21 protein-coding genes are annotated in these 21,872 nt (G+C 65.6%); 6 read left to right on the forward strand and 15 right to left on the reverse strand.

Features of this window, described 5'->3' with window-relative positions:
• Positions 1-158 precede the first annotated feature (158 nt).
• A complete protein-coding gene (locus tag EN786_RS21580; protein WP_127309812.1) occupies positions 159-860 on the forward strand; it encodes a hypothetical protein in 702 nt (233 codons plus the stop codon).
• Positions 861-926: 66 nt separating this feature from the next.
• Here EN786_RS21580 and EN786_RS21585 read toward each other — a convergent pair whose 3' ends face one another.
• The 10 genes from EN786_RS21585 to EN786_RS21630 form a co-directional block, all read right to left on the reverse strand.
• A complete protein-coding gene (locus tag EN786_RS21585) occupies positions 927-1,241 on the reverse strand; it encodes a hypothetical protein (RefSeq protein ID WP_127282449.1) in 315 nt (104 codons plus the stop codon).
• Positions 1,242-1,288: 47 nt separating this feature from the next.
• Positions 1,289-1,651 carry a nuclear transport factor 2 family protein gene (locus EN786_RS21590; protein ID WP_127309813.1) on the reverse strand — a complete coding sequence of 121 codons (363 nt, stop codon included), beginning with the start codon at positions 1,649-1,651 and terminating at the stop codon, positions 1,289-1,291.
• A gap of 84 nt (positions 1,652-1,735) precedes the next feature.
• Positions 1,736-2,215: a carboxymuconolactone decarboxylase family protein gene (locus EN786_RS21595; RefSeq protein WP_127309814.1), complete on the reverse strand. Its 480-nt coding sequence runs from the start codon at positions 2,213-2,215 to the stop codon at positions 1,736-1,738.
• 108 nt (positions 2,216-2,323) lie between these two features.
• Positions 2,324-3,877, reverse strand: a complete 1,554-nt coding sequence (locus tag EN786_RS21600; protein WP_135908842.1) for an alpha/beta fold hydrolase — start codon at positions 3,875-3,877, stop codon at positions 2,324-2,326.
• A gap of 122 nt (positions 3,878-3,999) precedes the next feature.
• Positions 4,000-4,314: a formate dehydrogenase subunit delta gene (locus EN786_RS21605; RefSeq protein WP_127309576.1), complete on the reverse strand. Its 315-nt coding sequence runs from the start codon at positions 4,312-4,314 to the stop codon at positions 4,000-4,002.
• Positions 4,304-5,128 (reverse strand): formate dehydrogenase accessory sulfurtransferase FdhD, encoded by an 825-nt coding sequence (fdhD, locus tag EN786_RS21610; RefSeq protein WP_127309575.1) that lies wholly within the window; start codon positions 5,126-5,128, stop codon positions 4,304-4,306. The genes EN786_RS21605 and fdhD overlap by 11 nt, the downstream gene beginning before the upstream one ends.
• Before the next feature lie 241 nt (positions 5,129-5,369).
• On the reverse strand, positions 5,370-8,282 hold the full coding sequence (gene fdhF, locus EN786_RS21615; RefSeq protein ID WP_127309574.1) for a formate dehydrogenase subunit alpha: 2,913 nt from the start codon (positions 8,280-8,282) through the stop codon (positions 5,370-5,372).
• A 10-nt stretch (positions 8,283-8,292) separates the two neighbouring features.
• Positions 8,293-9,849, reverse strand: a complete 1,557-nt coding sequence (locus EN786_RS21620; RefSeq protein ID WP_127309573.1) for an NADH-quinone oxidoreductase subunit NuoF — start codon at positions 9,847-9,849, stop codon at positions 8,293-8,295.
• On the reverse strand, positions 9,846-10,325 hold the full coding sequence (locus EN786_RS21625; RefSeq protein ID WP_127282854.1) for a formate dehydrogenase subunit gamma: 480 nt from the start codon (positions 10,323-10,325) through the stop codon (positions 9,846-9,848). Before EN786_RS21625 ends, EN786_RS21620 begins: the two co-directional genes overlap by 4 nt.
• Positions 10,326-10,518: 193 nt before the next feature.
• Entirely contained in the window at positions 10,519-11,418 is a 900-nt protein-coding gene (locus EN786_RS21630; RefSeq protein WP_127282853.1) for a LysR family transcriptional regulator, read from the reverse strand.
• Positions 11,419-11,598: 180 nt separating this feature from the next.
• Here EN786_RS21630 and EN786_RS21635 point away from each other — a divergent pair, with 180 nt between their 5' ends.
• Both EN786_RS21635 and EN786_RS21640 read left to right on the forward strand, forming a co-directional pair.
• Positions 11,599-12,240, forward strand: coding sequence for a DUF47 domain-containing protein (locus EN786_RS21635; protein ID WP_127282852.1), 642 nt, complete (start codon positions 11,599-11,601; stop codon positions 12,238-12,240).
• Between the two features lie 3 nt (positions 12,241-12,243).
• Positions 12,244-13,248: an inorganic phosphate transporter gene (locus EN786_RS21640; RefSeq protein ID WP_128273137.1), complete on the forward strand. Its 1,005-nt coding sequence runs from the start codon at positions 12,244-12,246 to the stop codon at positions 13,246-13,248.
• 20 nt (positions 13,249-13,268) lie between these two features.
• Here EN786_RS21640 and EN786_RS21645 read toward each other — a convergent pair whose 3' ends face one another.
• Complete coding sequence (locus tag EN786_RS21645) at positions 13,269-13,646, reverse strand: VOC family protein (RefSeq protein WP_127282850.1); 378 nt, start codon at positions 13,644-13,646, stop codon at positions 13,269-13,271.
• A 230-nt stretch (positions 13,647-13,876) separates the two neighbouring features.
• Between EN786_RS21645 and EN786_RS21650 the strand changes: the two genes are divergently transcribed.
• Complete coding sequence (locus EN786_RS21650) at positions 13,877-15,046, forward strand: Mrp/NBP35 family ATP-binding protein (protein ID WP_135861132.1); 1,170 nt, start codon at positions 13,877-13,879, stop codon at positions 15,044-15,046.
• Positions 15,047-15,062: 16 nt separating this feature from the next.
• Here the strand turns inward: EN786_RS21650 and EN786_RS21655 are convergent, their stop codons facing one another.
• The gene (locus tag EN786_RS21655) at positions 15,063-15,512 is read right to left on the reverse strand and encodes a carbon monoxide dehydrogenase subunit G (protein ID WP_127309570.1); all 450 of its coding nucleotides are present in this window, start codon (positions 15,510-15,512) and stop codon (positions 15,063-15,065) included.
• A gap of 150 nt (positions 15,513-15,662) precedes the next feature.
• On the opposite strand from EN786_RS21655, the gene EN786_RS21660 reads away from it, so the two are divergent.
• Positions 15,663-17,468 (forward strand): IlvD/Edd family dehydratase, encoded by a 1,806-nt coding sequence (locus EN786_RS21660; protein WP_127309569.1) that lies wholly within the window; start codon positions 15,663-15,665, stop codon positions 17,466-17,468.
• A gap of 88 nt (positions 17,469-17,556) precedes the next feature.
• Here EN786_RS21660 and EN786_RS21665 read toward each other — a convergent pair whose 3' ends face one another.
• Positions 17,557-17,976, reverse strand: a complete 420-nt coding sequence (locus EN786_RS21665) for a GFA family protein (protein WP_127282846.1) — start codon at positions 17,974-17,976, stop codon at positions 17,557-17,559.
• A 167-nt stretch (positions 17,977-18,143) separates the two neighbouring features.
• Between EN786_RS21665 and EN786_RS21670 the strand changes: the two genes are divergently transcribed.
• The gene (locus EN786_RS21670) at positions 18,144-18,542 is read left to right on the forward strand and encodes a hypothetical protein (RefSeq protein ID WP_127282845.1); all 399 of its coding nucleotides are present in this window, start codon (positions 18,144-18,146) and stop codon (positions 18,540-18,542) included.
• Between the two features lie 15 nt (positions 18,543-18,557).
• Here the strand turns inward: EN786_RS21670 and EN786_RS21675 are convergent, their stop codons facing one another.
• Both EN786_RS21675 and EN786_RS21680 read right to left on the reverse strand, forming a co-directional pair.
• Complete coding sequence (locus EN786_RS21675) at positions 18,558-20,147, reverse strand: trimethylamine methyltransferase family protein (RefSeq protein WP_127282844.1); 1,590 nt, start codon at positions 20,145-20,147, stop codon at positions 18,558-18,560.
• A gap of 202 nt (positions 20,148-20,349) precedes the next feature.
• Positions 20,350-21,843 carry a PLP-dependent aminotransferase family protein gene (locus tag EN786_RS21680; RefSeq protein ID WP_127309567.1) on the reverse strand — a complete coding sequence of 498 codons (1,494 nt, stop codon included), beginning with the start codon at positions 21,841-21,843 and terminating at the stop codon, positions 20,350-20,352.
• Positions 21,844-21,872 lie beyond the last annotated feature (29 nt).

Here is a 21,872-nt window from a genome sequence, read left to right on the forward strand (position 1 = left end):
GCGGCGGGACTGCCATCCTTAAAGTATTCAGTTCACCGGTTGTCATCCGTTAAGTCTGTTGAACTGCCGCCGCGTGGCGACGGTTGCCGATTTATTGAATATTCAACCTGTGCGAGCAGCTTCGCTGACGGGAAACCACGCAGCGAGGGGGTTCGCGCATGACTGTCTCGAAGATCAAGCTAACAATGATCGGCGGCTTCTGCCTGCTGGTCGCCTTCTTCTGCGCCAAGGACATCATCGCCAAGAGCGGCTGGCCGCAGGTGCCGGCCGAAATCACGGCGGTCACGGTCGAATGCCTGATGGAATCGACCCAGCACAGGATCCTCTACAAGACAGTCAGCAGCGCCTCGATCCCATGCGAATTGGTGGAAGCATTCAAGTCGGTCCATGCCGACAAGGAATGGACGGTGAAACAGAAATTCACCGGCATCTTGCGCGTCGGCGCCGGCGCGGACGCCGTCGAGGCGACCATGGACTTGAACAAGAGCGGAGGCCGTGAGCCGCAGGTTGGCGACAAGCTCGTGGTTGTTCAGAATCCCGCCAAGGCGACACAGATCGAGCGGGCCGGAATGACCGGCACGCGTGTCATACTGGCCGCCGGCGCGGCGGCGCTCGGCACCCTGCTCCTGTTCCTCGCGTTCAGGCGCCCGCGGCCGTCGTCCGCCAATGCCGCGGCCGCAGGCTTGCCGGGAGGCAATGCCGCCGAGCGCGCCCGCCAGGCGGACGCCGTGATCGCTGCGGCGTTGGCCAAGCAGGCCACCCTGCCCAATCAGGGCCCGGCCGGCCGCCAGGCAGCAGCGGGGCTGGCCAGGGAGGCGCGCTTTTCGGGGCAGCGCAGCAGTTTCGGCCGCAAGGGCTGACGGCCGGACCAACGTCTGTCGCCCCGGAGCGGTTGCGGGCGACAGGCATGCCGATTGGGGCCGCCGCTATTCGACGATCCGGAAGATCTGCCAGACATTGGTGCCCGACACGACATAGGGCTCCAGCGCCTTGCCCCATTTGGCGTGCGCTTCGATCTTGCCGAGCTTGGCGAAGAACGCTTCCAGCTGGGCCAGGCTTTCGACTTGGTGGTGCGACTCGATCCTCGATTCATGCGCGCCGATCGATCCGGTCATGATCTGGAAGTTCAGATCTGAGATGCCGACCTGCGAGCCGACGTCGCGTTCCCATTGCCGCATCATGTCGAGCACGGTCTGCTTGTGGCCGAACTTGGCGTCGATCTGCCATCTGGCGCTGAACATTGTCGTTCTCCTGCGAGTTTGCGGCCCAGCCGCTGTTGATCTGCTTGCTACTCGTCCCAGGCTTGCACCACGGTCTGCCGCGCGATCCTGCCGGCCTTGAGCTCCAGCATCGCCGCGCAGAACACCTTGGTGCCGTCGGGATAGGCGCAGGCCTGGGTGAAGGCGAGGTTGTCGCCATCGGCGATGGTGGTGTCGACCTTATGGGTCATCGCCCGGCTGCAGATGTCGTCCCAGAAGGTGGTGATCGCCGCGCGGCCGCGGATTTCGCGCGGCTTGCTCGGCGGATTGTTGCGGTCGATCACCCGCACCAGCGCGTCGTCGGTGTAGAAGCTCGCCAGCAGCTTGCCGTCACGGCCCTCGATTGCCTTCTTGATCGCAGCGCCGTCCACCAGTTCAGTCTTGGTCAGCATTTTCTCCTCCATGGCCCGCCGCAAGGCGGGACGTTCGATTGATCGGGGGCGCTGCCCGGCTCAAGCGCCGGGCAGACGCATTCCTCACTGCGACTTCGCCTTGACGGCGGCGAATACGTCGTCGGTCTGCTTCTTGAAGGTGGCGAGATCGACCTGGCTGCCGTTGAGCATCGTCGACCAGTGGCGCACGATGGCCGCCATCGCGATCGCCTCCTTGATCTCCTCGTCGCTCGCGCCGTTGAGCCTGGCCGCCTCGGTGTGGAAGTAGATGCAGTACTGGCAGGGGATCTGCGCCGCCACCGCAAGCCCCATCAGCTCCTTGGTCTTGCCGTCGAGAGCGGTGTTGGGATTGAGCTGCACGCCCTTGATCTCGGCCCAGGCGCCGGCGACCGCCACGTCAGGCAGCGTCTTGAACATGTCGGGCACTGAACCGAGCGTCGCCTGGATGTCTTTGTAGGCAGCGGTGGCCGAGGAATCTTCGGCTTTGGCGGGAGCAAGCGTGAAGATCGCGCCAACGCCTGCCGCGATCACCAGCGATTTGAGTGTCCGGTTCGACTTCTCCATCTCATCCTCCATTGGCAGGTGCTTCGCGGCGAAATCCGCCTGGCCTGCATGAAGAAAATCCTAGCGCTCTGCCGCGCCGCGCCGCTTCGCCCAAAAGCGCCATGGCTCTCATGGCCCGTCCGGGCCAGTGTGCCTGGCCGAAAACGCCGCCGCCGCCGCCCGCGACGGCAGGTCGAGCTTGAGCAGGATGTTGGCGACGTGACGCTTGACCGTGTGTTCGCTGAGGCTGAGCTCTGCGGCGATCGCAGCGTTGCTCTTTCCGTCGGCGATCAGGTTCACCACCTCGCTTTCCCGCGCCGTCAGCGTCGCCGGCTCGGCTGGCCTGGCCTTCGGCCGGCAGGCTGGTTCCAGATGCTGTTCCGAGGTCGCGTGCACCACCGGCAGCGGCTCGTCCAGCTCGTCGAGGCTGATGCGGCCGGCCTCAGTGAAATGCAGCCCCGAGCCGACGGTGAGGTCGGCAACCAGCCGGGAGGCTAGGATGTCGCCGCGCCCGGCATGGCTGGCAAGCTGCAGGGTCACGCGCGCCGTGAGCCCGACCGGCTGGCCGCGCAACTCGATCTCGCCGACATGCGCCCCTTGCGCGCTCGCCACGCCGATCTGCTGCGCCGCCTCGCGCAGCGCCGCCGCGCAGCGTATGGCGCGCCCCGGCCCGTCGAAGCGCGAGACCATCAACTCGCCATGCGTGCCGGCGGCGCGCCCGCCATGGCGGCCAACCAGCAGCCGCCAGGTTTCCTGGAAGCGCTGGCTGCGCTCGCTCCACATGCGGTCGCCGAGCTTGGCGGTGTCGTAGATGCGCGTCACCAGCAGTGCGGCGAGCACGCGCTCGGTGTCGGCCACCGCCGGTTCCCCGGTCAGGAACTCCTCGATCAGGTCGGCCACGCGGTCGACGTCGCCGGTCCACACCGGATGGTCGCGCCCGGCTATCTCGACCAGCCGGGCGCCGGGGATCTTGCGGGCAAGGAAGCGGCTCGCCTCGGGGTCGACCCGCACATCGTTGCGGCGATGGATCAGGAGCGTCGGCGCGCTGATCGTGCTGAGGATGCCGCGCACGTCGACACCGGCATTCATGCGGGCCAGCGCGGCCGCCGCCGTCGGGCTCGCCGACAGCCGCTCGAAGCGCGCCCACCATTGCGAAAAATGCGGGTCGTCGATCCGGCCCGGCGCGAAATTGGGCAGCGTGGCGCCGGTCCCCCACGCCGTTTCCGCGGTCTCGATGAAGGCCTCGAGACGCTCTGGCGGCATCACCCATCTGTGGAAATTCGCATAGCCGCCATAAAGCACCAGCGACCGTGTCCGCTCCGGATAGGTGGCCGCGAACAGCATCGCCATCGGCGCCCCTTCCGAGGCGCCGAGGATCGCCGCGCGGCCACTGCCGGCGGCGTCCATCACCGCGCGCACGTCGTCCATGCGGGTCTCGAGGCTGGGCAGGTGGCGGCTGTCGACGCGGTCGGAGAGACCAGTGCCGCGCTTGTCGAACAGGATCAGCCGCGAGAAGGCCGAAAGCCGTTTCAGCAGACGGCTGTAGCCCTCATCCTCCCACTGCAGGTCGAGGTTGGATATGAAGCCCGGCACGAAGACGAGATCGAACGAGCCCTGGCCGACCACCTGATAGGCGATCCGCACATCGCCGCTACGGGCGTACCGGGTCTCGATCGGCCTCACGCAACACCCCGCCGGCCAGACGATTTCTTGTCGTCGACCATAGCAGAGCTATGCCGTCCGCGGCAGACAAACTTTAGAGAGCTAAAATATAAGGCCTTTGTTGAACGGGAGCGACGGCCGCGTTACTTGTGCAAGGCACCGTTCTCGCCTTGCGCAGGCCCGGTGTAACCGATGCTCGTGTCGGCCTGTTCGGACGTCTTGGGCCGCTTGATCTTTGCCGAGGCGGCCACTACCAGCTCGTTGAACGTCTCGGTGCCGTCGTCGAGCATCTCGAACAGCTGCCGCCGCATCCTCGGTTCCCAGAACTTGTTGATGTGCTCGGCGACGCCGGTGATGCCTTCCTCGCGCGGCTTGGAATCGAAGAAGGTTGCGATCTGGTTGGCCATGCGCACCAGCTTTTCCCTGGTGCTCGTGATGTGGTCTTCGTCATGCGACATGCTTGGCAACTCCGGAAACCACCCGGTCGGGGTGGGTGAAAATATCGAAATCTTCGCCGCGCACCAGCGCCACCAGCGTCATGCCGGCGGCCTCGGCCGTGCGGATGGCAAGTGCCGTCGGCGCCGAAACGGCGATGATGATGGCCGCACCGATGGCCGCCGTCTTCTGCACCATCTCGACCGACACGCGTGACGTCACCACGACGGCGCCCGTCGCGCCGTCGATGCCGGCCTTGGCCAGCGCGCCGGCCAGCTTGTCCAGCGCATTGTGGCGGCCGACATCCTCGCGCGCCATGACGATGCCCTGGCCCGGCACGTAGAAGCCGGCGGCGTGCACGGCACCGGTCTCGGTATGCAGCGGCTGCACCTTCGACAGAAGCTTGACCGAGCGGGTGATGTCGTCGGCGTCAAGCGTAAGCTTTGACGAACCGACCGCGTCGACCGAACGCATCGCCTCCTCGATGGATTCGATGCCGCACAGCCCGCAACCGACCGGCCCGGCGAGCCTGCGCCGCCTTGCCTGGAAGCGCGTGTTGGCCTTGTCCTTCAGCCTGATCTGGATGTCGATGCCGGCGCCGAGATCCTCGACCTCGATCGCCTCGATCTCTTGCGGGTCGGCAACGATGCCTTCGGTCAGCGAGAAGCCGAGCGCGAAATCCTCGAAATCGGCGGGGCTCGCCATCATCACCGCATGGGTGGTGCCGGCATAGGAGAATGCCACCGGCGTCTCCTCCGGCACCATGCGGTTCGCGGCAGTCGTGCCGCTGGCGCGGTGCGCGAGGCGAGAGGTCTGAGAGACAGGAGGGCGGGTCACGAGGCGCCAACCTCTGGCCTGCCAGCTATCTCACTTAGGAAGCACCTTGCTTCAATGGGCGATGGTTCTTCCGGGCCTTCCCCCACTCCGTCGCTGCTTCGCAGCGCCGCCTCTCCCCCATCCGGAGGGAGAGGAGGGGCGACTCCCGACCAAGGCTCGCGCCTTTCCTCTCCCCCGTCGATCGGGGGAGAGGTGTCGAGCGAAGCTCGACGGAGTGGGGGTCGACGATGTCTCGACACAATTACTCCGCCGCTTCCAGCGGAGCGATGCGGCGGCTCTGCCGCGCCTGCTCGTTATAGTCCTTCTGCCAGTCGGTCGGGCCGTTGGACGGCGCCACCTGCACGGCGGTCACCTTGTATTCCGGACAGTTGGTCGCCCAGTCCGAGAAGTCGGTGGTGATGACGTTCGCCTGGGTGTCCGGGTGGTGGAAGGTCGTGTAGACGACGCCCGGCGAGACGCGGTCGGTAATCAGCGCGCGCAGCGTCGTTTCGCCCGAACGGCTCACCAGCCGCACCCAGTCGCCCTCGCGGATGCCGCGATTCTCGGCGTCGTGCGGATGGAGTTCCAGCCGGTCCTCGGCATGCCACATCACGTTCTCGGTGCGCCTGGTCTGCGCGCCGACATTGTACTGCGACAGGATGCGGCCGGTGGTGAGCAGCAGCGGGTAGCGCGGGCCGGTCCGTTCGTCCGTCGCCACATATTCGGTGCGGATGAACTTGCCCTTGCCGCGCACGAAGCCATCGACATGCATGATCGGGGTACCGAGCGGCGCCTTGTCGTTGCAGGGCCACTGCACCGATCCGACGCGGTCGAGCATCTCGAAGGAGACGTTGGCGAAGCTCGGCGTCGTCTGGGCGATCTCGTCCATGATCTCGGACGGATGCTGGTAGTTCCAGTCGAGCCCGATGGCGCGGGCAAGCTCCTGCGTCGCCTCCCAGTCGGCGTAGCGCGCCTTCGGCTCCAGCACCTTGCGCACCATGTTGATGCGGCGCTCGGCGTTGGTGAAGGTGCCGTCCTTCTCGAGGAAGGTCGAGCCCGGCAGGAAGACATGCGCGTAGTTCGCCGTCTCGTTGAGGAAGAGGTCGTGCACGACGACGCATTCCATCGCGGCGAGACCAGCGGCGACATGCTTGGTATCGGGATCGGACTGCAGGATGTCCTCGCCCTGGATGTAGATGCCCTTGAACGAGCCGTCGACGGCGGCGTCCAGCATGTTGGGGATGCGCAAGCCCGGTTCGTCGTCGAGCTTGACGCCCCACAGGCTCTCGTAGATGTCGCGCACCGCCTCGCCTGAGATGTGGCGATAGCCGGGCAGCTCATGCGGGAAGGAGCCCATGTCGCACGAGCCCTGCACGTTGTTCTGACCGCGCAGCGGGTTCACGCCGACGCCCGGACGGCCGATATTGCCAGTGGCCATGGCGAGGTTGGCGATCGCCATCACCGTCGTCGAGCCCTGGCTGTGTTCGGTGACGCCGAGGCCGTAGTAGATCGCGCCATTGCCGCCCTTGGCGTAGAGCCGCGCCGCACCCCGGATCAACTCGGGGTCGACGCCGGACAGCTTGCCGACGGTCTCGGGGCTGTTTTCCGGCAGGGCGACGAAGGACGCCCAGTCCTGGAACTCGGCCCAGTCGCAGCGCTCGCGGATGAAGGCTTCGTCGAACAGGCCCTCGGTGACGATGACATGCGCCAGCGCCGTCAGCACCGCAACGTTGGTGCCGGGCTTCAGCGGCAGGTGATAGTCCGCCTCGATATGCGCCGATTTGACCATCTCGGTGCGGCGCGGATCGAGCACGATCAGCTTGGCGCCCTGACGCAGGCGCTTCTTCAGCCGCGAGGCGAACACCGGGTGGGCGGAAACCGGATTGGCGCCGATGACGACGGCGACGTCGGTGAATTCGACCGAGTCGAAATCCTGCGTGCCGGCCGAGGTGCCGTAGGTCTGGCCAAGCCCATAGCCGGTCGGCGAATGGCAGACGCGGGCGCAGGTGTCGACATTGTTGTTGCGGAAGCCCTGCCGCACCAGCTTCTGGACGAGATAGGTCTCCTCGTTGGTGCAGCGCGAGGAGGTGATGCCGCCGATCGCGGTGCGGCCGTACTGATACTGGATGCGGCGGAATTCCCTGGCCGTGTGGGCGATCGCCTCTTCCCAGCTCACCTCGCGCCACGGATCGGAGATCTTGTCGCGGATCATCGGCGACAGGATGCGGTCCTTGTGGGTGGCGTAGCCATAGGCGAAGCGGCCCTTCACGCAGCTATGGCCGTGGTTCGCCTTGCCGTCCTTGTAGGGCATCATGCGGATGACCTCGTCACCCTTCACTTCGGCCTTGAACGAGCAGCCGACGCCGCAATAGGCGCAGGTGGTGACGGCCGAGCGCTCCGGCATGCCCTTCTCGAGCACCGTCTTCTCGCGCAACGCGTCGGTCGGGCAAGCCTGCACGCAGGCGCCGCAGGACACGCATTCGGAGGCGATGAAATCCTCGTGCATGCCGGCGACCATGCGCGATTCGAAACCGCGGCCCTCGATGGTCAGCGCGAAGGTGCCCTGCACCTCCTCGCACGCCCGCACGCAGCGCGAGCAGACGATGCACTGCGCCGGGTCGTAGGTGAAATAGGGGTTGGATTCGTCGCGGGCGATATAGTCGACGGCCAGCGAGCCATGGCCTGGCGCGACGCCGTTCTCTTCCTTGACGTGGTTGCGGCCCTCGACGCCGTAGCGGTTCTCGCTCAGGCCGACCGACTTCGCCACCACGTCGAATTCGCTGGCGCCGGTGCCGGCCGTCTCATTCCAGCCGGTCGGATGGTCGGAGACGTAGAGCTCCATGACGCCGCGGCGGATCGCATCGAGCCGCTCGGACTGCGTGCGCACCACCATGCCTTCGCCGACTGGCGTCGTGCAGGAAGCCGGCGTGCCGCCGCGTCCGTCGATCTCGACCAGGCAGACGCGGCATGAGCCGAACGAATCCAGCATGTCGGTGGCGCAGAGCTTCGGAATCTCGACCCCGCCCTCCATCGCCGCGCGCATGATCGAGGTGCCTTGCGGCACCGTGATGCTGCGGCCGTCGACGATCAGCGTGATCTGTTTTTCCGCCCTCGACTCCGGGGTGCCGTAGTCGATCTCTTCGATGAGCGACGGGAAGTCGGCCTTGATGTTCATCTGCCAGCTCCTATTCAGCCGCCACGCGCGTCGGCGCCGGCTTGAAATCCTCGGGGAAATGCGTGATCGAGCTCATCACCGGGTAGGGCGTGAAGCCGCCCAGCGCGCACAGCGATCCGAACTTCATCGTGTTGCAGAGGTCGGTGACCAGAGCGAGGTTCTTCTCCGCCTCGATGCCGGAGGCGACCTTGTCGAGAACCTCCACCCCGCGCGTCGACCCGATGCGGCACGGCGTACACTTGCCGCAGCTCTCGATGGCACAGAACTCCATGGCGAAGCGCGCCTGCTTCAGCATGTCGGCGGTGTCGTCGAACACGGTGAGGCCGGCATGGCCGATCAGCCCGTCCTTGGCGGCGAAGGCCTCATAGTCGAACGGCGTGTCGAACAGCGCGCGCGGGAAATAGGCGCCGAGCGGACCGCCGACCTGCACCGCCTTCACCGGACGCCCGGAAGCCGTGCCGCCGCCGATGTCGTCGACGATCTCGCCCAGCGTCAGGCCGAAGGCCGTCTCGAACAGGCCGCCATGCTTGACGTTGCCGGCAATCTGGATCGGGATCGTGCCGCGCGAGCGGCCCATGCCGAAATCCTTGTAGAAGGCGGCACCCTTGTCCATGATGATCGGCACCGAGGCCAGGCTGATCACGTTGTTGATCACCGTCGGCTTGCCGAACAGGCCCTGGATTGCCGGCAGCGGCGGCTTGGCGCGCACCACGCCGCGCTTGCCTTCCAGGCTGTTCAGAAGCGAGGTTTCCTCGCCGCAGACATAGGCGCCGGCGCCGACGCGGATTTCCATGTCGAAGGCGTTGGGCGAGCCCAGCACATTGACGCCGAGCACGCCGTGCTTGCGGGCGATCTCGACGGCCTTGTTCATCGTCGCCACCGCATGCGGATACTCTGAGCGGATATAGACGAAACCCTTGGTCGCGCCGGTGGCTATGCCGGCGATCGCCATGCCCTCGATCAGCACGAAGGGGTCACCCTCCATGATCATGCGGTCGGCGAAGGTGGCGCTGTCGCCCTCGTCGGCGTTGCAGACGATGTATTTGCGGTCCGAAGCGGTATCGAGCACCGTCTTCCACTTGATGCCGGTCGGGAAGCCGGCGCCGCCGCGGCCGCGCAGCCCGGATTCGGTGACCTGCTTGACGATGTCCGCGGGCGCCATGGCGACGGCGTTGTGCAGGCCCTTCAGCCCGCCATGCGCCTTGTAATTGTCGAGCGAGAGCGGATCGATGACGCCGCAGCGCGCGAAGGTCAGGCGCGTCTGCTTGGCGAGGAAGGGGATCTTGTCCGGCGCGCCCAGCCAGCGCTTGTGGGGCGCGCCCTTGAGGAAGCCGCTGTCGAACAGGCTCTTGACGTCGGAAGGCTTGACCGGCCCGTAGGCGACGCGGCCCTCGGCCGTCGCAACCTCGACCATCGGCTCCAGGAAATAGGCGCCGCGCGAGCCGTTGCGCACGATCTTGGCCTCGACGCCGCGCTCGGCGAGTTCCTTCTCGATCGCCTTGGCGACCTTTTCGGCGCCGAGCGCCAGCGCGCCGGAATCTCCGGGGATATAGATGCGCGGGATCATGAGCGTACCTCCGCGACGATCTCTTCGATCTTCTCGTCATCGAGCCGCCCGATCACCTCGCCGTCCAGCATCGCCGACGGCGAACAGGCGCAAAGCCCGAGGCAATAGACCGGCTCCAGTGTAACCGATCCGTCGCGGGTGGTCTCGTGGAAACCGATGCCGAGCAACTGCTTGACCTTGGCGGCGACCGCATCCGAGCCCATCGACTGGCAGGCTTCCGCCTGGCACAGCTTGAGCACATGCCGGCCGGCCGGGCGGGCGCGGAAATCATGGTAGAAGGTGACGACACCGTGCACTTCGGCCCTGGACAGGTTCAGCCCGTCGGCAATGACCGGCAGCGCTGCCTGCGGCACATGGCCGAATTCTTCCTGGATCTCGTGCAGGATCGGCAGCAGCGGACCTTCGAGGTCCTTCAATTCATCTATGATCGCGGCGGCGCGCGATGCGATCTCGGTACTTGCAGGCTGCATTGGCATGCAGCGCCCTCCCTGGTCGTGGTGACCCGATGTGTGTCACCCAAAATATAGAGCGGTTTTGGGGCAACGACACGCACCCGGCGCAATATCGCTAAGTCCTTACGAAATCAGAGGAAACCTCCGAAATCAATAAAGCTGTCCCGTTGCTTGATAGAAATTTTCTATCAAGCGCGCTCGACCTGCATTGTCTAGCCTAGCGATGGGCGCGGAAATCGTCCGCAAGCGTCATCGCCTCGTCCAGCAGCGCCTGCACCAAGGGCGTGTGCGGCTCGCCCGGCGCCGCCACCAGGCCGACCGTGTGGCTGGCGTCCGGATCGACGATCGGAATGGCCCTGATCGGTTCGGAAAAGCCGAATGTTTCCGCAAGGTTGAGCGGCATGATCGACGACCATTTGCCGGTCCGGATGTGCGAAAACAGCACGATCATCGAATTCGACTCCAGCGTCGGCCGCACCTGCACTCCGGCCTCTGCCAGATGCTGGTCGATGATGCGGCGGTTCTGCATGTCGGGCGTCAACAGGCAGAGCGGCAGCTGGCTGATCTCCGCCCACGTCACTTTGTCGCGGTCGGAAAAGGGATTTCCGACCGCGGTGATCAGCTGATAGCGCTCGTCATAGAGCGGCACGCTCACCACGCGTCCAAGCGGTTCGTTGTCGAGATACGTGATGCCGGCATCGACGTCGAAATTGCCGAGCAGCGACAGCACCTCGATCGAGGTGCGCGACAGCACCGAGAAGGTGACGCCGGGATGCTTGGCCCGGAACGGCGTCGTCAGCCGCGCCACCATTGCGAGCGCTGTCGGGATGGCGGCGATGCGGATGCGGCCGGACAGGCCGTGCCGGGCCGCGCGCATCTCCTCGCGCATGGTGCGGCTGTCGCCGACGATGCGGCGCGCCCACACCAGCACCTGCTTGCCTTCCGGCGTCAGCCCCTGGAAGCGCGAGCCGCGCAGCACCAGCATGACGCCGAGCTGCTCCTCCAACTGCTTGATCCCCGCCGACAGCGTCGGCTGGGTGACGCCGCACACTTCCGCCGCCCGGCCGAAATGCTCCTCCCTGGCGAGCGCGATGAAGAATTCCAGCTTGTCGATCATGCCTTTGATGCCTGTTGCGGACCTTCTGTCCGCGTTCCGCGCAGGGTCGGGGAAATTGTCCTGCGCCGCAAGTCGCATCTGCCGTCGCCCGGCATCCACATCTTTCAGCCGGCTTACTGTTTCCCGAGGCGCCTTGCGGCGTTATGTCAGTGACGGGTGTAGACACGACGGGAGATCGACATGCTGGGCTGGTTCCGCAAGCTGCTGCCGCGCGAAGATCGCTTCTTCGACCTGTTCGAACGCCATTCCCGCACGGTGGTCGGCGGCGCCGAGGCGCTGCAGCAGCTCCTGCAGGGCAAGGACATCGACCGCTGGAGCCAGAAGATCATCGATCTCGAGGACGAGGCCGATCGCATCACCGCCGAGGTGCTTTTGGCCGTGCGCCGCTCCTTCATCACCCCCTTCGATCGCGGCGACATCAAGGACCTGATCCAGTCGATGGATGACGCCATCGACATGATGCACAAGACCGTCAAGACGGTGAAGCTGTTCGAGAAGACCGAGTTCGACCCGCTGATGCAGGAGATGGGCGCCGTCATCGTCGACGCCGCCAAGCTGGTCGCCGAGGCGATCCCGCTGCTCGGCAAGGTCGGCGCCCACAGCGTTCGTCTCAACGCCATTGCCGAGGAGGTCATGCGCGCCGAGGGCCGCGCCGACGACCTGCACGAGCAGGGGCTGAAGGATCTGTTCAAACGGCACGGCCGCAGCGATCCGATGGCCTATCTGATCGGCTCCGAGATCTATGGTGAGCTGGAGAAGGTTGTCGACCGGTTCGAGGACGTCGCCAACGAGATCAGCGGCATCGTGATCGAGAACGTTTAGGCGATGGACGCCACCATCACCTTTCCCCTGCTGGTTGGCCTCGTTGCCGTGGCGCTGTTCTTCGATTTCCTGAACGGCCTGCACGACGCCGCCAATTCGATCGCCACCATCGTCTCGACGCGCGTCCTGAGGCCGCACTATGCGGTGTTCTGGGCGGCCTTCTTCAACTTCATCGCCTTCATGTTCTTCGGCCTGCATGTCGCCGAGACGGTGGGCAAGGGCATCGTCGACGCCAGCATCGTCACGCCGGCCGTGATCTTTGCCGCGCTGGTCGGCGCCATCGTCTGGAACATCGTCACCTGGATCGCCGGCATTCCCTCCAGCAGCTCGCATGCGCTGATCGGCGGGCTGGTCGGCGCCGGCGTCGCCAAGGCGGGCACAAGCGCCATCGTCTGGTCGGGCCTCGGCAAGACCGTCGCGGCCATCGTGCTCTCGCCGGCGACGGGTTTCGTGCTGGCGCTCCTGCTCGTCCTCATCGTCTCCTGGCTGTTCGTGCGCCAGACGCCATTCGCCGTCGACAACAGCTTTCGTGTCCTGCAGTTCTTCTCCGCCTCGCTCTATTCGCTCGGCCACGGCGGCAACGACGCGCAGAAGACCATGGGCATCATCGCCGTGCTGCTCTATTCGCAAGGCATGCTCGGCGGCACCTTCCACGTGCCGCTATGGGTGGTCATCACCTGTCAGTCGGCGCTGGCGCTAGGCACCTTGTTCGGCGGCTGGCGCATCGTCCACACGATGGGCTCGAAGATCACCCGGCTGAACCCGATGCAGGGCTTTTGCGCCGAGACCGGCGGCGCCATCACGCTGTTCGCCGCCACCTGGCTCGGCGTTCCGGTCTCGACCACGCACACCATCACGGGCGCCATCATCGGCGTCGGCGCCGCCCGCCGTGTCTCAGCCGTGCGCTGGGGCATTGCCGGCAACATCGTCGTCGCCTGGGTCGTCACCCTGCCGGCCACCGCCGCCATTTCAGCGCTCACCTATTTCGCCACGCGCCTGGTGGGCTGACCGGAGCGGGGCGCAAAGACCTACTCGCCCGCGAGGCACAATATGTTGCCGTCCGGATCCTTGAACCAGGCGACCTTCATGCCGTCGCCGACATGGATGTCGCCGTCCAGCGACAGGCCGGGCATCTCATAGTGCTCGAAGGCGACGCCTTTCGATTTCAGCGACTTGACGACAGGAGCGATCTCGTCGCCGACGTTCCAGGTCACAGCCGTTGCCTTGTTGGTTCCGGCGAAATCCGAATGATAGACGTTGATGACTGTGTCACCGCTTTTGTAGACGACCAGTTCGCCAGCCATGTCGTCCACCTGCCTGAGACCCAGCGTTCCCTCATAAAAGGTCTTGGCTCTCGCCAGGTCTTTCACCGCCAGATTGGCTGCTGCATTGCTGTTTGCGAGCATGACAGTCTCCTTCCCGGATTTGTTGTGTCGCCGCTCATGGCAAGCGAGATAGGGCCGGTGGATCGATTGGCCATGGGCAGGCGGTCAACAGCCGGCCGACCGGAAACGTCATCCGGCAAATCCGACACTGCCGGTCGTTTTCCGTGGCACGCCGGGCAAGCCTTTGCTCCACGGCTTGGTTCTTGCCGGAAACTGCACTATCTGCATCGCCAAAACCCCGAGGAAACACCATGGCCGTCACCACGGAAACCGTCATCGAGCGCCTGAAAACGGTCAACGGGCCGGATTTCACCGGCAACATCGTCGACCTCGGCCTGGTCTCGGAGATTTTCATTGCCGATTCGAAGGTGTTCTTCTCGATCACCGTGCCCGCCGCCCGCGCCCAGGAGATGGAGCCGCTGCGCGCCGCCGCCGAGCGCGTGGTCAAGGCCATTCCGGGCGTCGCCGGCGCCGTCGTGGCGCTGACGGCGGAGAAGAAGGGCGGCGGCATGGAAGCGCCGGTGCCGCCGCGTCCTGCGCCGCGGCCGGCGCCGACCGCCGCGCCGCAGCGCCCCGTGCCGCAGGCGCCGGCATCGCACAGCCACGGCAAGCGCGGCGTGCCCGGCATCGACGCGATCATCGCGGTGGCCTCCGGCAAGGGCGGCGTCGGCAAGTCGACCACAGCGGTCAACCTGGCGCTCGGTCTTGCCGCCAACGGCCTCAAGGTCGGCGTCCTCGACGCCGATATTTACGGCCCGTCCATGCCAAGGCTGCTCAACATCCACGGCCGGCCACAGACGGTCGACGGCAAGATCCTGAAGCCGATGCAGAACTATGGGCTGAAGGTGATGTCGATGGGCTTCCTCGTCGATGAGGAGACGCCGATGATCTGGCGCGGCCCGATGGTGATGTCGGCGCTGACGCAGATGCTGCGCGAGGTCGAATGGGGCGCGCTCGACGTGCTGGTCGTCGACATGCCGCCCGGCACCGGCGATGCCCAGTTGACCATGGCCCAGCAGGTGCCGCTCGCCGGCGCCGTCATTGTCTCGACGCCGCAGGACCTGGCGCTGATCGATGCCCGCAAGGGCCTCAACATGTTCAGGAAGGTCGACGTGCCGCTGCTCGGCATCGTCGAGAACATGAGCTATTTCCTCGCCCCCGACACCGGCAAGCGCTACGACATCTTCGGCCATGGCGGGGCGCGGCGCGAGGCCGAGCGGCTGGGCGTCACCTTCCTCGGCGAGGTGCCGCTGGAAATGGGCATTCGCGAAAGCTCGGATGCCGGCGCGCCGGTGGTGGTCTCGAAGCCGGAAGGCGCCGAGGCGAAGATCTACCGCGACATTGCGGCAAAGGTCTGGGACAGGGTCAATGAGGAGCGTGGCGCGGCGGAAGCCGCGGTGCCCTCGATCGTGTTCGAGTGATCCCTCGGCGCGAGGGTCAGCCGCCGACCTTCTCGCCGAACGTCGAGAAGAACTGCCCGGCGAGCTTCTTCGACGTCGATTCGATCAGGCGGCTGCCGAGTTGGGCGATCTTGCCGCCGACATCGGCCTTGGCCGCATATTTGAGCACCGTCGAGTCGGCGCCGTCGGCGGTCAGCGTCACGTCGGCGCCGCCCTTGGCGAAGCCGGCAATGCCGCCCTTGCCCTCGCCCTGGATGGTGTAGGAATGCGGAGGCTTGAGGTTCTTGAGCACGACCTCGCCGTTGAACGTCGCCTTGATCGGCCCGATCTTCAGCACGACGGTTGCCGCCATTTCGGTGTCGGATTTCTTTTCCAGGCTCTGGCAGCCGGGGATGCTGCCCCTCAGAATGTCCGGGTCGTTCAGCGCTTCCCATACTTTTTGCAGGGGTGCGGCAATCCGTTCCTCGCCTTCGATCACCAAAGCCATCAAGAACCTCCCGGAAAAGACTGCCCGGAAGCCCTAGCGCAGGGGCAGACTTATGTCTATCGCACCAAAGTGCGGGTTCGGATGGCGCGTGCCCCTTGCCTGCATCCGCGCATTGTCATATCGATTTGTCATACAAATACGGAGACCACGATGGCCGGCGCCCCCACCAAGAAGAAAAAATTTCGCTCGCAGGAGTGGTTCGACAATCCCGACAATCCGGGCATGACGGCGCTCTATCTCGAGCGCTACCTGAACTACGGACTGACGCGCGCCGAGCTGATGTCGGGCAAGCCGCTGATCGGCATCGCCCAGACCGGCTCGGATCTGTCGCCCTGCAACCGGCATCATCTCGAGCTCGCCAAGCGCGTGCGCGAGGGCATCGTCTCGATGGGCGGCATTCCCTTCGAGTTCCCGTGCCATCCGATCCAGGAGACCGGCAAGCGCCCGACCGCGGCGCTCGACCGCAACCTTGCCTATCTCGGCCTTGTCGAGGTGCTCTACGGCTATCCGCTCGACGGCGTCGTGCTGACCATCGGCTGCGACAAGACAACGCCGGCGCTGCTGATGGCCGCCGCCACCGTCAACATCCCGGCCATCGCGCTCTCGGTCGGCCCGATGCTGAATGGCTGGCACAAGGGCAAGCGCACCGGCTCCGGCACCATCGTGTGGGAATCGCGCCAGCGCCTCTCGGCGGGCGAGATCAATTACGACGAGTTCATGGACATCGTCGCCTCCTCGGCGCCGTCGACCGGCTACTGCAACACCATGGGCACCGCCACCACCATGAACTCGCTGGCCGAGGCGCTCGGCATGCAGCTGCCGGGCTCGGCCGCCATCCCCGCGCCCTATCGCGAGCGCGGCCAGATCGCCTACGAGACCGGCAAGCGCATAGTCGACATGGTGCATGAGGACCTCAAGCCGTCCGACATCATGACGCGCCAGGCGTTCGAGAACGCCATCGTCGTCAACTCGGCCATCGGCGGCTCGACCAATGCGCCGATCCACCTCAACGCCATTGCCCGCCATCTCGGCGTGCCGCTCGACAATGACGACTGGCAGAAGGTCGGCCTCAACGTGCCGCTCATCGTCAATTTGCAGCCGACGGGCGAATATCTCGGCGAGGACTATCACCACGCCGGCGGCGTTCCGGCGGTCGTCGCCGAACTGCTGAAGGGCGGGCTTTTGCCGCATCCGGATGCGGTTACCGCCAACGGCAAGTCGATCGGCGACAATTGCCGCGATGCCGCCAACGAAAACCTGGAGGTCATCCACAGCGTCGACAAGCCGCTGAAGGCCAATGCCGGCTTCATCAACCTGAAGGGCAACCTGTTCGACTCCGCGATCATGAAGACCAGCGGCATCTCGCCGGAATTCCGCCAGCGCTATCTGTCCAACCCGAAGGATCCCGAAGCCTTCGAGGGCAACGCCATGGTCTTCGACGGCCCGGAGGACTACCACGCCCGCATCGACGATCCGGCGCAAGGCATCGACGAGCACACCATCCTGTTCATGCGCGGCGCCGGCCCAGTCGGCTATCCCGGCGGCGCCGAGGTGGTCAATATGCAGCCGCCGGCCTACCTCATCAAGAAGGGCATCCATTCGCTGGCCTGCATCGGCGACGGCCGCCAGTCGGGCACGTCGGGCTCGCCCTCGATCCTCAACGCTTCGCCGGAGGCGGCTATAGGCGGTGGCCTGGCGCTGCTCAAGAGCGGTGACCGCGTCCGCATCGACCTGAAGAAGGGCTCGGCCAACATCCTCGTCAGCGACGAGGAGATCGCGAGGCGGCGCGCAGCACTCCAGGGCAATGGCGGCTTCCATTATCCCCAGCACCAGACGCCGTGGCAGGAGATCCAGCGCGGCATCGTCGACCAGTTTGACGCCGGCATGGTGCTGAAGCCGGCAGTGAAGTACCAGGATGTCGCGCACACCAGGGGTGTGCCCCGCGACAACCACTGAGCGCCGGCAACCTCGCTCGCGCGAACGGCGGCTTGATCGTGGATCAAGCCGCCGTTTTTGCTGACCCAGGGCTGCTGTCCGGCTGCGCTTACAGGTAACCGGTGATCTCCGGCGCCTGGTCCTGCCTGTTGCGTTTACCGTCCTCGTAGATGATCGGTGCGGAAGCGAGTTCCTCCTCGCTGACGTCGTCCAGGCAGGCGACGTTCACAGCCCAGAAATTCCCGCCCATGAAATCGAGATAGCCGCGCGAAAAGACATTCGCGCCGCAGTTCGGGCACATATAGTGGTTGATGTCGCCTTCCGGCCAGTTGGACGGGCTTGCCTTGTAGTCCCGCATCCGGTCACTGCCTTCCGTCACCCTGAGCGCCTGGTAGGCGGTAAAGGATTTGCGGTAGCCAAGTTTCCAGCAGAAGCTGCAATTGCATTTGCGAATGCCCTCGGCGAGGTCGAGATCGGCCTGGAAATGCACCGCGCCGCAATGGCAACTGCCGTGATAGGTCTTCTTCATGGCACTCCTCGCAGAATTTGCTCTGGTCCCTCTGTGGCCTCCGCGAAACCAGATCAGATTGTGACCATAGCCCCGCCAGATAGGCGCCCGGCTCTTCTGGGCAATACGTCGTCTTGTGCAAAACGGCGCGCGCGATGCCATATGCTGGCAAACGGACAGGACCATCCATGACGAAGCGGCGCTCTTCCCTAGGCTTCCTCGGCATGTTCGGCCGCTCGGGCGATCTGCGGACGCTCGATGCCGCCTTGCGCGGCGCCGACCTCCATCCCGCGCTCGTGCCGGAGGGCGTCAAGCTCACCATCGTCAATCTGATGAAGGATCACTGGCCGGACGAGCCGCCGGCCCAGGCCTACGCCTCGCTAGCGCAGCTGTTCGTCTATTGCGTTGCCGGGCCAGAGACGTTCGAACAGGCCAATGGCCGCGAGCGCAGGCTGGACGCGGAGCGCCGCATCGAGGAAGCGCTCGAGGCCGGCGACAGCCTCGATGCGCAGATCGTGCTGATGGCGCTGCATGCAAAGCTGATCAGCGCCGAGGTGGTGGAGCGCTTCGGCCTAAGCGCCGAATAGGATGCTCTACCCAGCCTAGCCGCCCATGCCGCCGCGCGGCAGCTTGATCATATCGCCGAAGCGGGCGCGCAATTTGTCGTCGACCGTTTTCGGCACGTGGCGCGGGAAGCGCTCGGCAAGCACGCGCTTCTTCTCGGCGATCGCCCTTTGCAGGATGTCGGGCCGGCCCTTCTCGTTCCATTCCTTGGGCGAGAAGCGGTCGCCGATGGCCGGATAGAAATATTCGGTCTGCATCAGTTTCAGCGTCTGCTCGTTGCCGAGATAGTGGCCGGGGCCCTTCAGGCAGACATCGGCGATGGTGTCGATCGACAGCGCCTCGTCGGTCACCTCGATGCCGCGCACGCAGCGCAGGCAGTGTCCGAGCATGTCGTTGTCGATGATCAGGCTTTCCAGGCAGAAGCCGAGCAGCGAGGCATGCATGCCGGCCGACTCATAGACCAGGTTGAGGCCGGAGAGGCCGGCCATCACATTGGTGATGCCCTTCTCGTAGCCGGACTGGATGTCGGGCAGTTTCGAATCCGTCATGCCGGCCGCCGAGCCGCCCGGCAGGTCGTAATATTGCGCCATCTGGGCGCAGGCGGCGGTCAGCACGGCCTGCTCGGCCGAGCCGCCGGACATGGCGCCGGTCCGAAGGTCGGAGACGAACGGCCAGGTCCCGAAGATCGCCGGATGGCCGGGCTTGATGGCGTTGACATAAACCAGGCCCATCAGCACTTCCGCGACCGCCTGCACCACCGCCCCGGCAATCGCCGCCGGCGCCGTGGCGCCGGCCTGGCCAGCCGACAGAAGCAGGATCGGGATGCCGCCTTCGACGCAGGCCTCGAGCACGCCGCAGGCGTCCTCGGCGAACTTCATCGGCGGCACGACGAAGCAGTTGGAATTCGACACAAAGGGGCGTGCGCGGAAATTTTCCTCGCCGCCGGCGATCGCATAGAGCATCTCCAGCGCCGGCTTGACGTTCTCGCGCACCGTGAACGAGGTGCCGACATGCTTGGCGGTCCCCATCACGCAGGCGTAGAGCGTGTTGAAGTCCATCTCCAGCGGATCGGGAATGTCGCGCGGCACCATGGTGCGCTGGAAGAAATGGATGTTGTCGAGGCCGTCGACCAAGCGCGCGGCGTCGTAGATGTCCTGCAATTGGGACTCGCGGTATTCGCGCTTCTCGACGTCGACCAGATGCACGGCCGCGCCCGCCGTGCCGTAATGCACGCGTTTGCCCTGGATTACCATGTCGTGCTTGGGGTCCTGGCCGTGCAGGGTGAAATGCCGGGCCGCATTCTTGATCGTGTCGAGGACGAGCGCCCGCGGCAGGCGGATGCGGCCATCGTCGCCATAGGTCGCGCCAACCCTGGTCAGCGCCTCGATGCAGGAGGGTATCGCGTTGGCGAAGCCGACCGTTTCCAGCAGCGTCAGCACCGCCTCATGGATGCGCTCTCGGTCGTTTTCGCTGAGCGGCCCATAGCTGCCGCCTTCGAGGCCCGGCCGCACCGGCCTGATGTCGTCGGCAAGCGGTGCCGCCCGCATCGCACGGCGCGCTTCGCGCCCGCCGGATCGCCGCGACCGCTGGTCGGCCGAAGCGTCCTGCTTCTCAAGAGCCACTGACATGGAAGCACTCCACCTTTTGCTGCGAGGCGGGACGCGGCGGTTGGTCCACCATCGGCCCTGCTTCGTCCCCTTATGGTTCGACTATGCCGCCGGCATTGGCACAGCCTATGAGCCAGCCAGCTCCGTCGAATATGCCAGAGCGCTAAAGCAAAGAGAGCCGGCGAAGGCCGGCTCTCTTTGGGAATTCAGCGTCAGTTGATGATCAGGCGGCCGCGGGTCTGCGGCCGGCCGCGGTGGCGAGTTCCCGAATGCCGGGCTCGATGTGTTGCAGCGCGATCGAGGAAATGCCCAAGCGCATGAAACGCGACGGTTTTTCGGTGCGGTCGAAGAAGCGGTCGCCGGGTTCGATGATGACGCTGCGCGAGGCGGCCGCTTCGGCGAGGCCCCGCGAGTCGGTGCCGCGCGGCCCCTCGAGCCAGAGCGATGTGCCGCCGGCCGAGTCGGTCGAGCGCCACTCGGGCAGGAAAGCGGAAATCGCATGGACCAGACGCTTGCGCCGCTCGTCGAAGGCGCTGGACAGGCGCCGCACCAGCGCCTCGTGATGGCCGAGCGACAGGAACAGCGCCACCGCCCGCTGGTTGTTGGCCGGCGGGTGCCTGAGCATGAAGCGGCGCAGCGCGCGCAACTCGGCGATCAGCCCGGCCGAGGCGACGATGTAGCCAAGCCTGAGGCCCGGCGCCAGGGTCTTCGACATCGAGCCGACATAGATGACGCGGCCTGAGCGATCGAGGCTCTTCAGCGCCTGCTGCGGCGCCTCGTCCAGCAACTGGCTGTCATAGCCATCCTCGATGATGATCTGGTTGTGGCGGTTGGCCCGCGCCAGGAGGTCCTGCCGGCGCTCGGCCGACAACGGCACCATAGTCGGGCAATGGTGGCTGGGCGTGACGAAGACGAAGCCGGAATCCTGCGGGATCGAAGAGGTCACGATGCCGGACTGGTCGACCGGAACCGGTTGGATGTCGGCGCCCGCAAGCCGGAAGATCGAGCGCGCGTCGGGATAGCCCGGATCCTCCATCGCCACCTTCGAGCCCTTGGTCATCAGCAACGAGGCGAGCATGTAAAGCGCGTTCTGCGCGCCGAGCGTGACGATGATCTCGTCCGGATTGGCGAAGATGCCACGCCGCGGCAAGAGCCGCGCCTGGATCTGCTCGATCAAGAGCGGATCGTCGCGGTCGACCATGTCGGATGCCCAGTTGCGGATCTCCAGCACGGCGAGCGCCATGCGGTTGCATTCGCGCCATTCGGCCGTCGGGAACAGCGCCGGATCGAACTGGCCGTAGACGAAGGGGTAGGACGACTTGATCCAGTTGTCGTGCTTGGCCGGCGGCGGCATGTCGCTGGCGGCGATCTGCCGGCGCGCCTTCCAGTCGATCTCGTTCTGCTGGTCGGGAGCCTTCTGGTGCGGCTTGGCGGGGGTGGCCAGCACGTCCGGATTGACGAAATGGCCGCGCCGCTCGCGCGCCACCAGAAAGCCCTGGTCGACGAGCTGCTGGAAGGCGAGCACCACCGTGCCGCGGGCGACGCCCAGTTTTTCGGCCAGGATGCGGCAGGAAGGAAGCGGCATGGAAGCGGCGATCTGCCGGTCCAGAATGGCGGCGACGATCGCCTGGCGGATCTGCGCCTGCAGGGTCTGGCCGGATTCAGCCGAAATCCGGAACAGGCCGGACCATATGGCCGTGTCGTTGCGCTGTGGCATGGAAGAGTTTCCTCGATGGCCAGCTTTTT

This window comes from Mesorhizobium sp. M4B.F.Ca.ET.143.01.1.1, from assembly GCF_004792275.1.
GTDB lineage: Bacteria > Pseudomonadota > Alphaproteobacteria > Rhizobiales > Rhizobiaceae > Mesorhizobium > Mesorhizobium abyssinicae.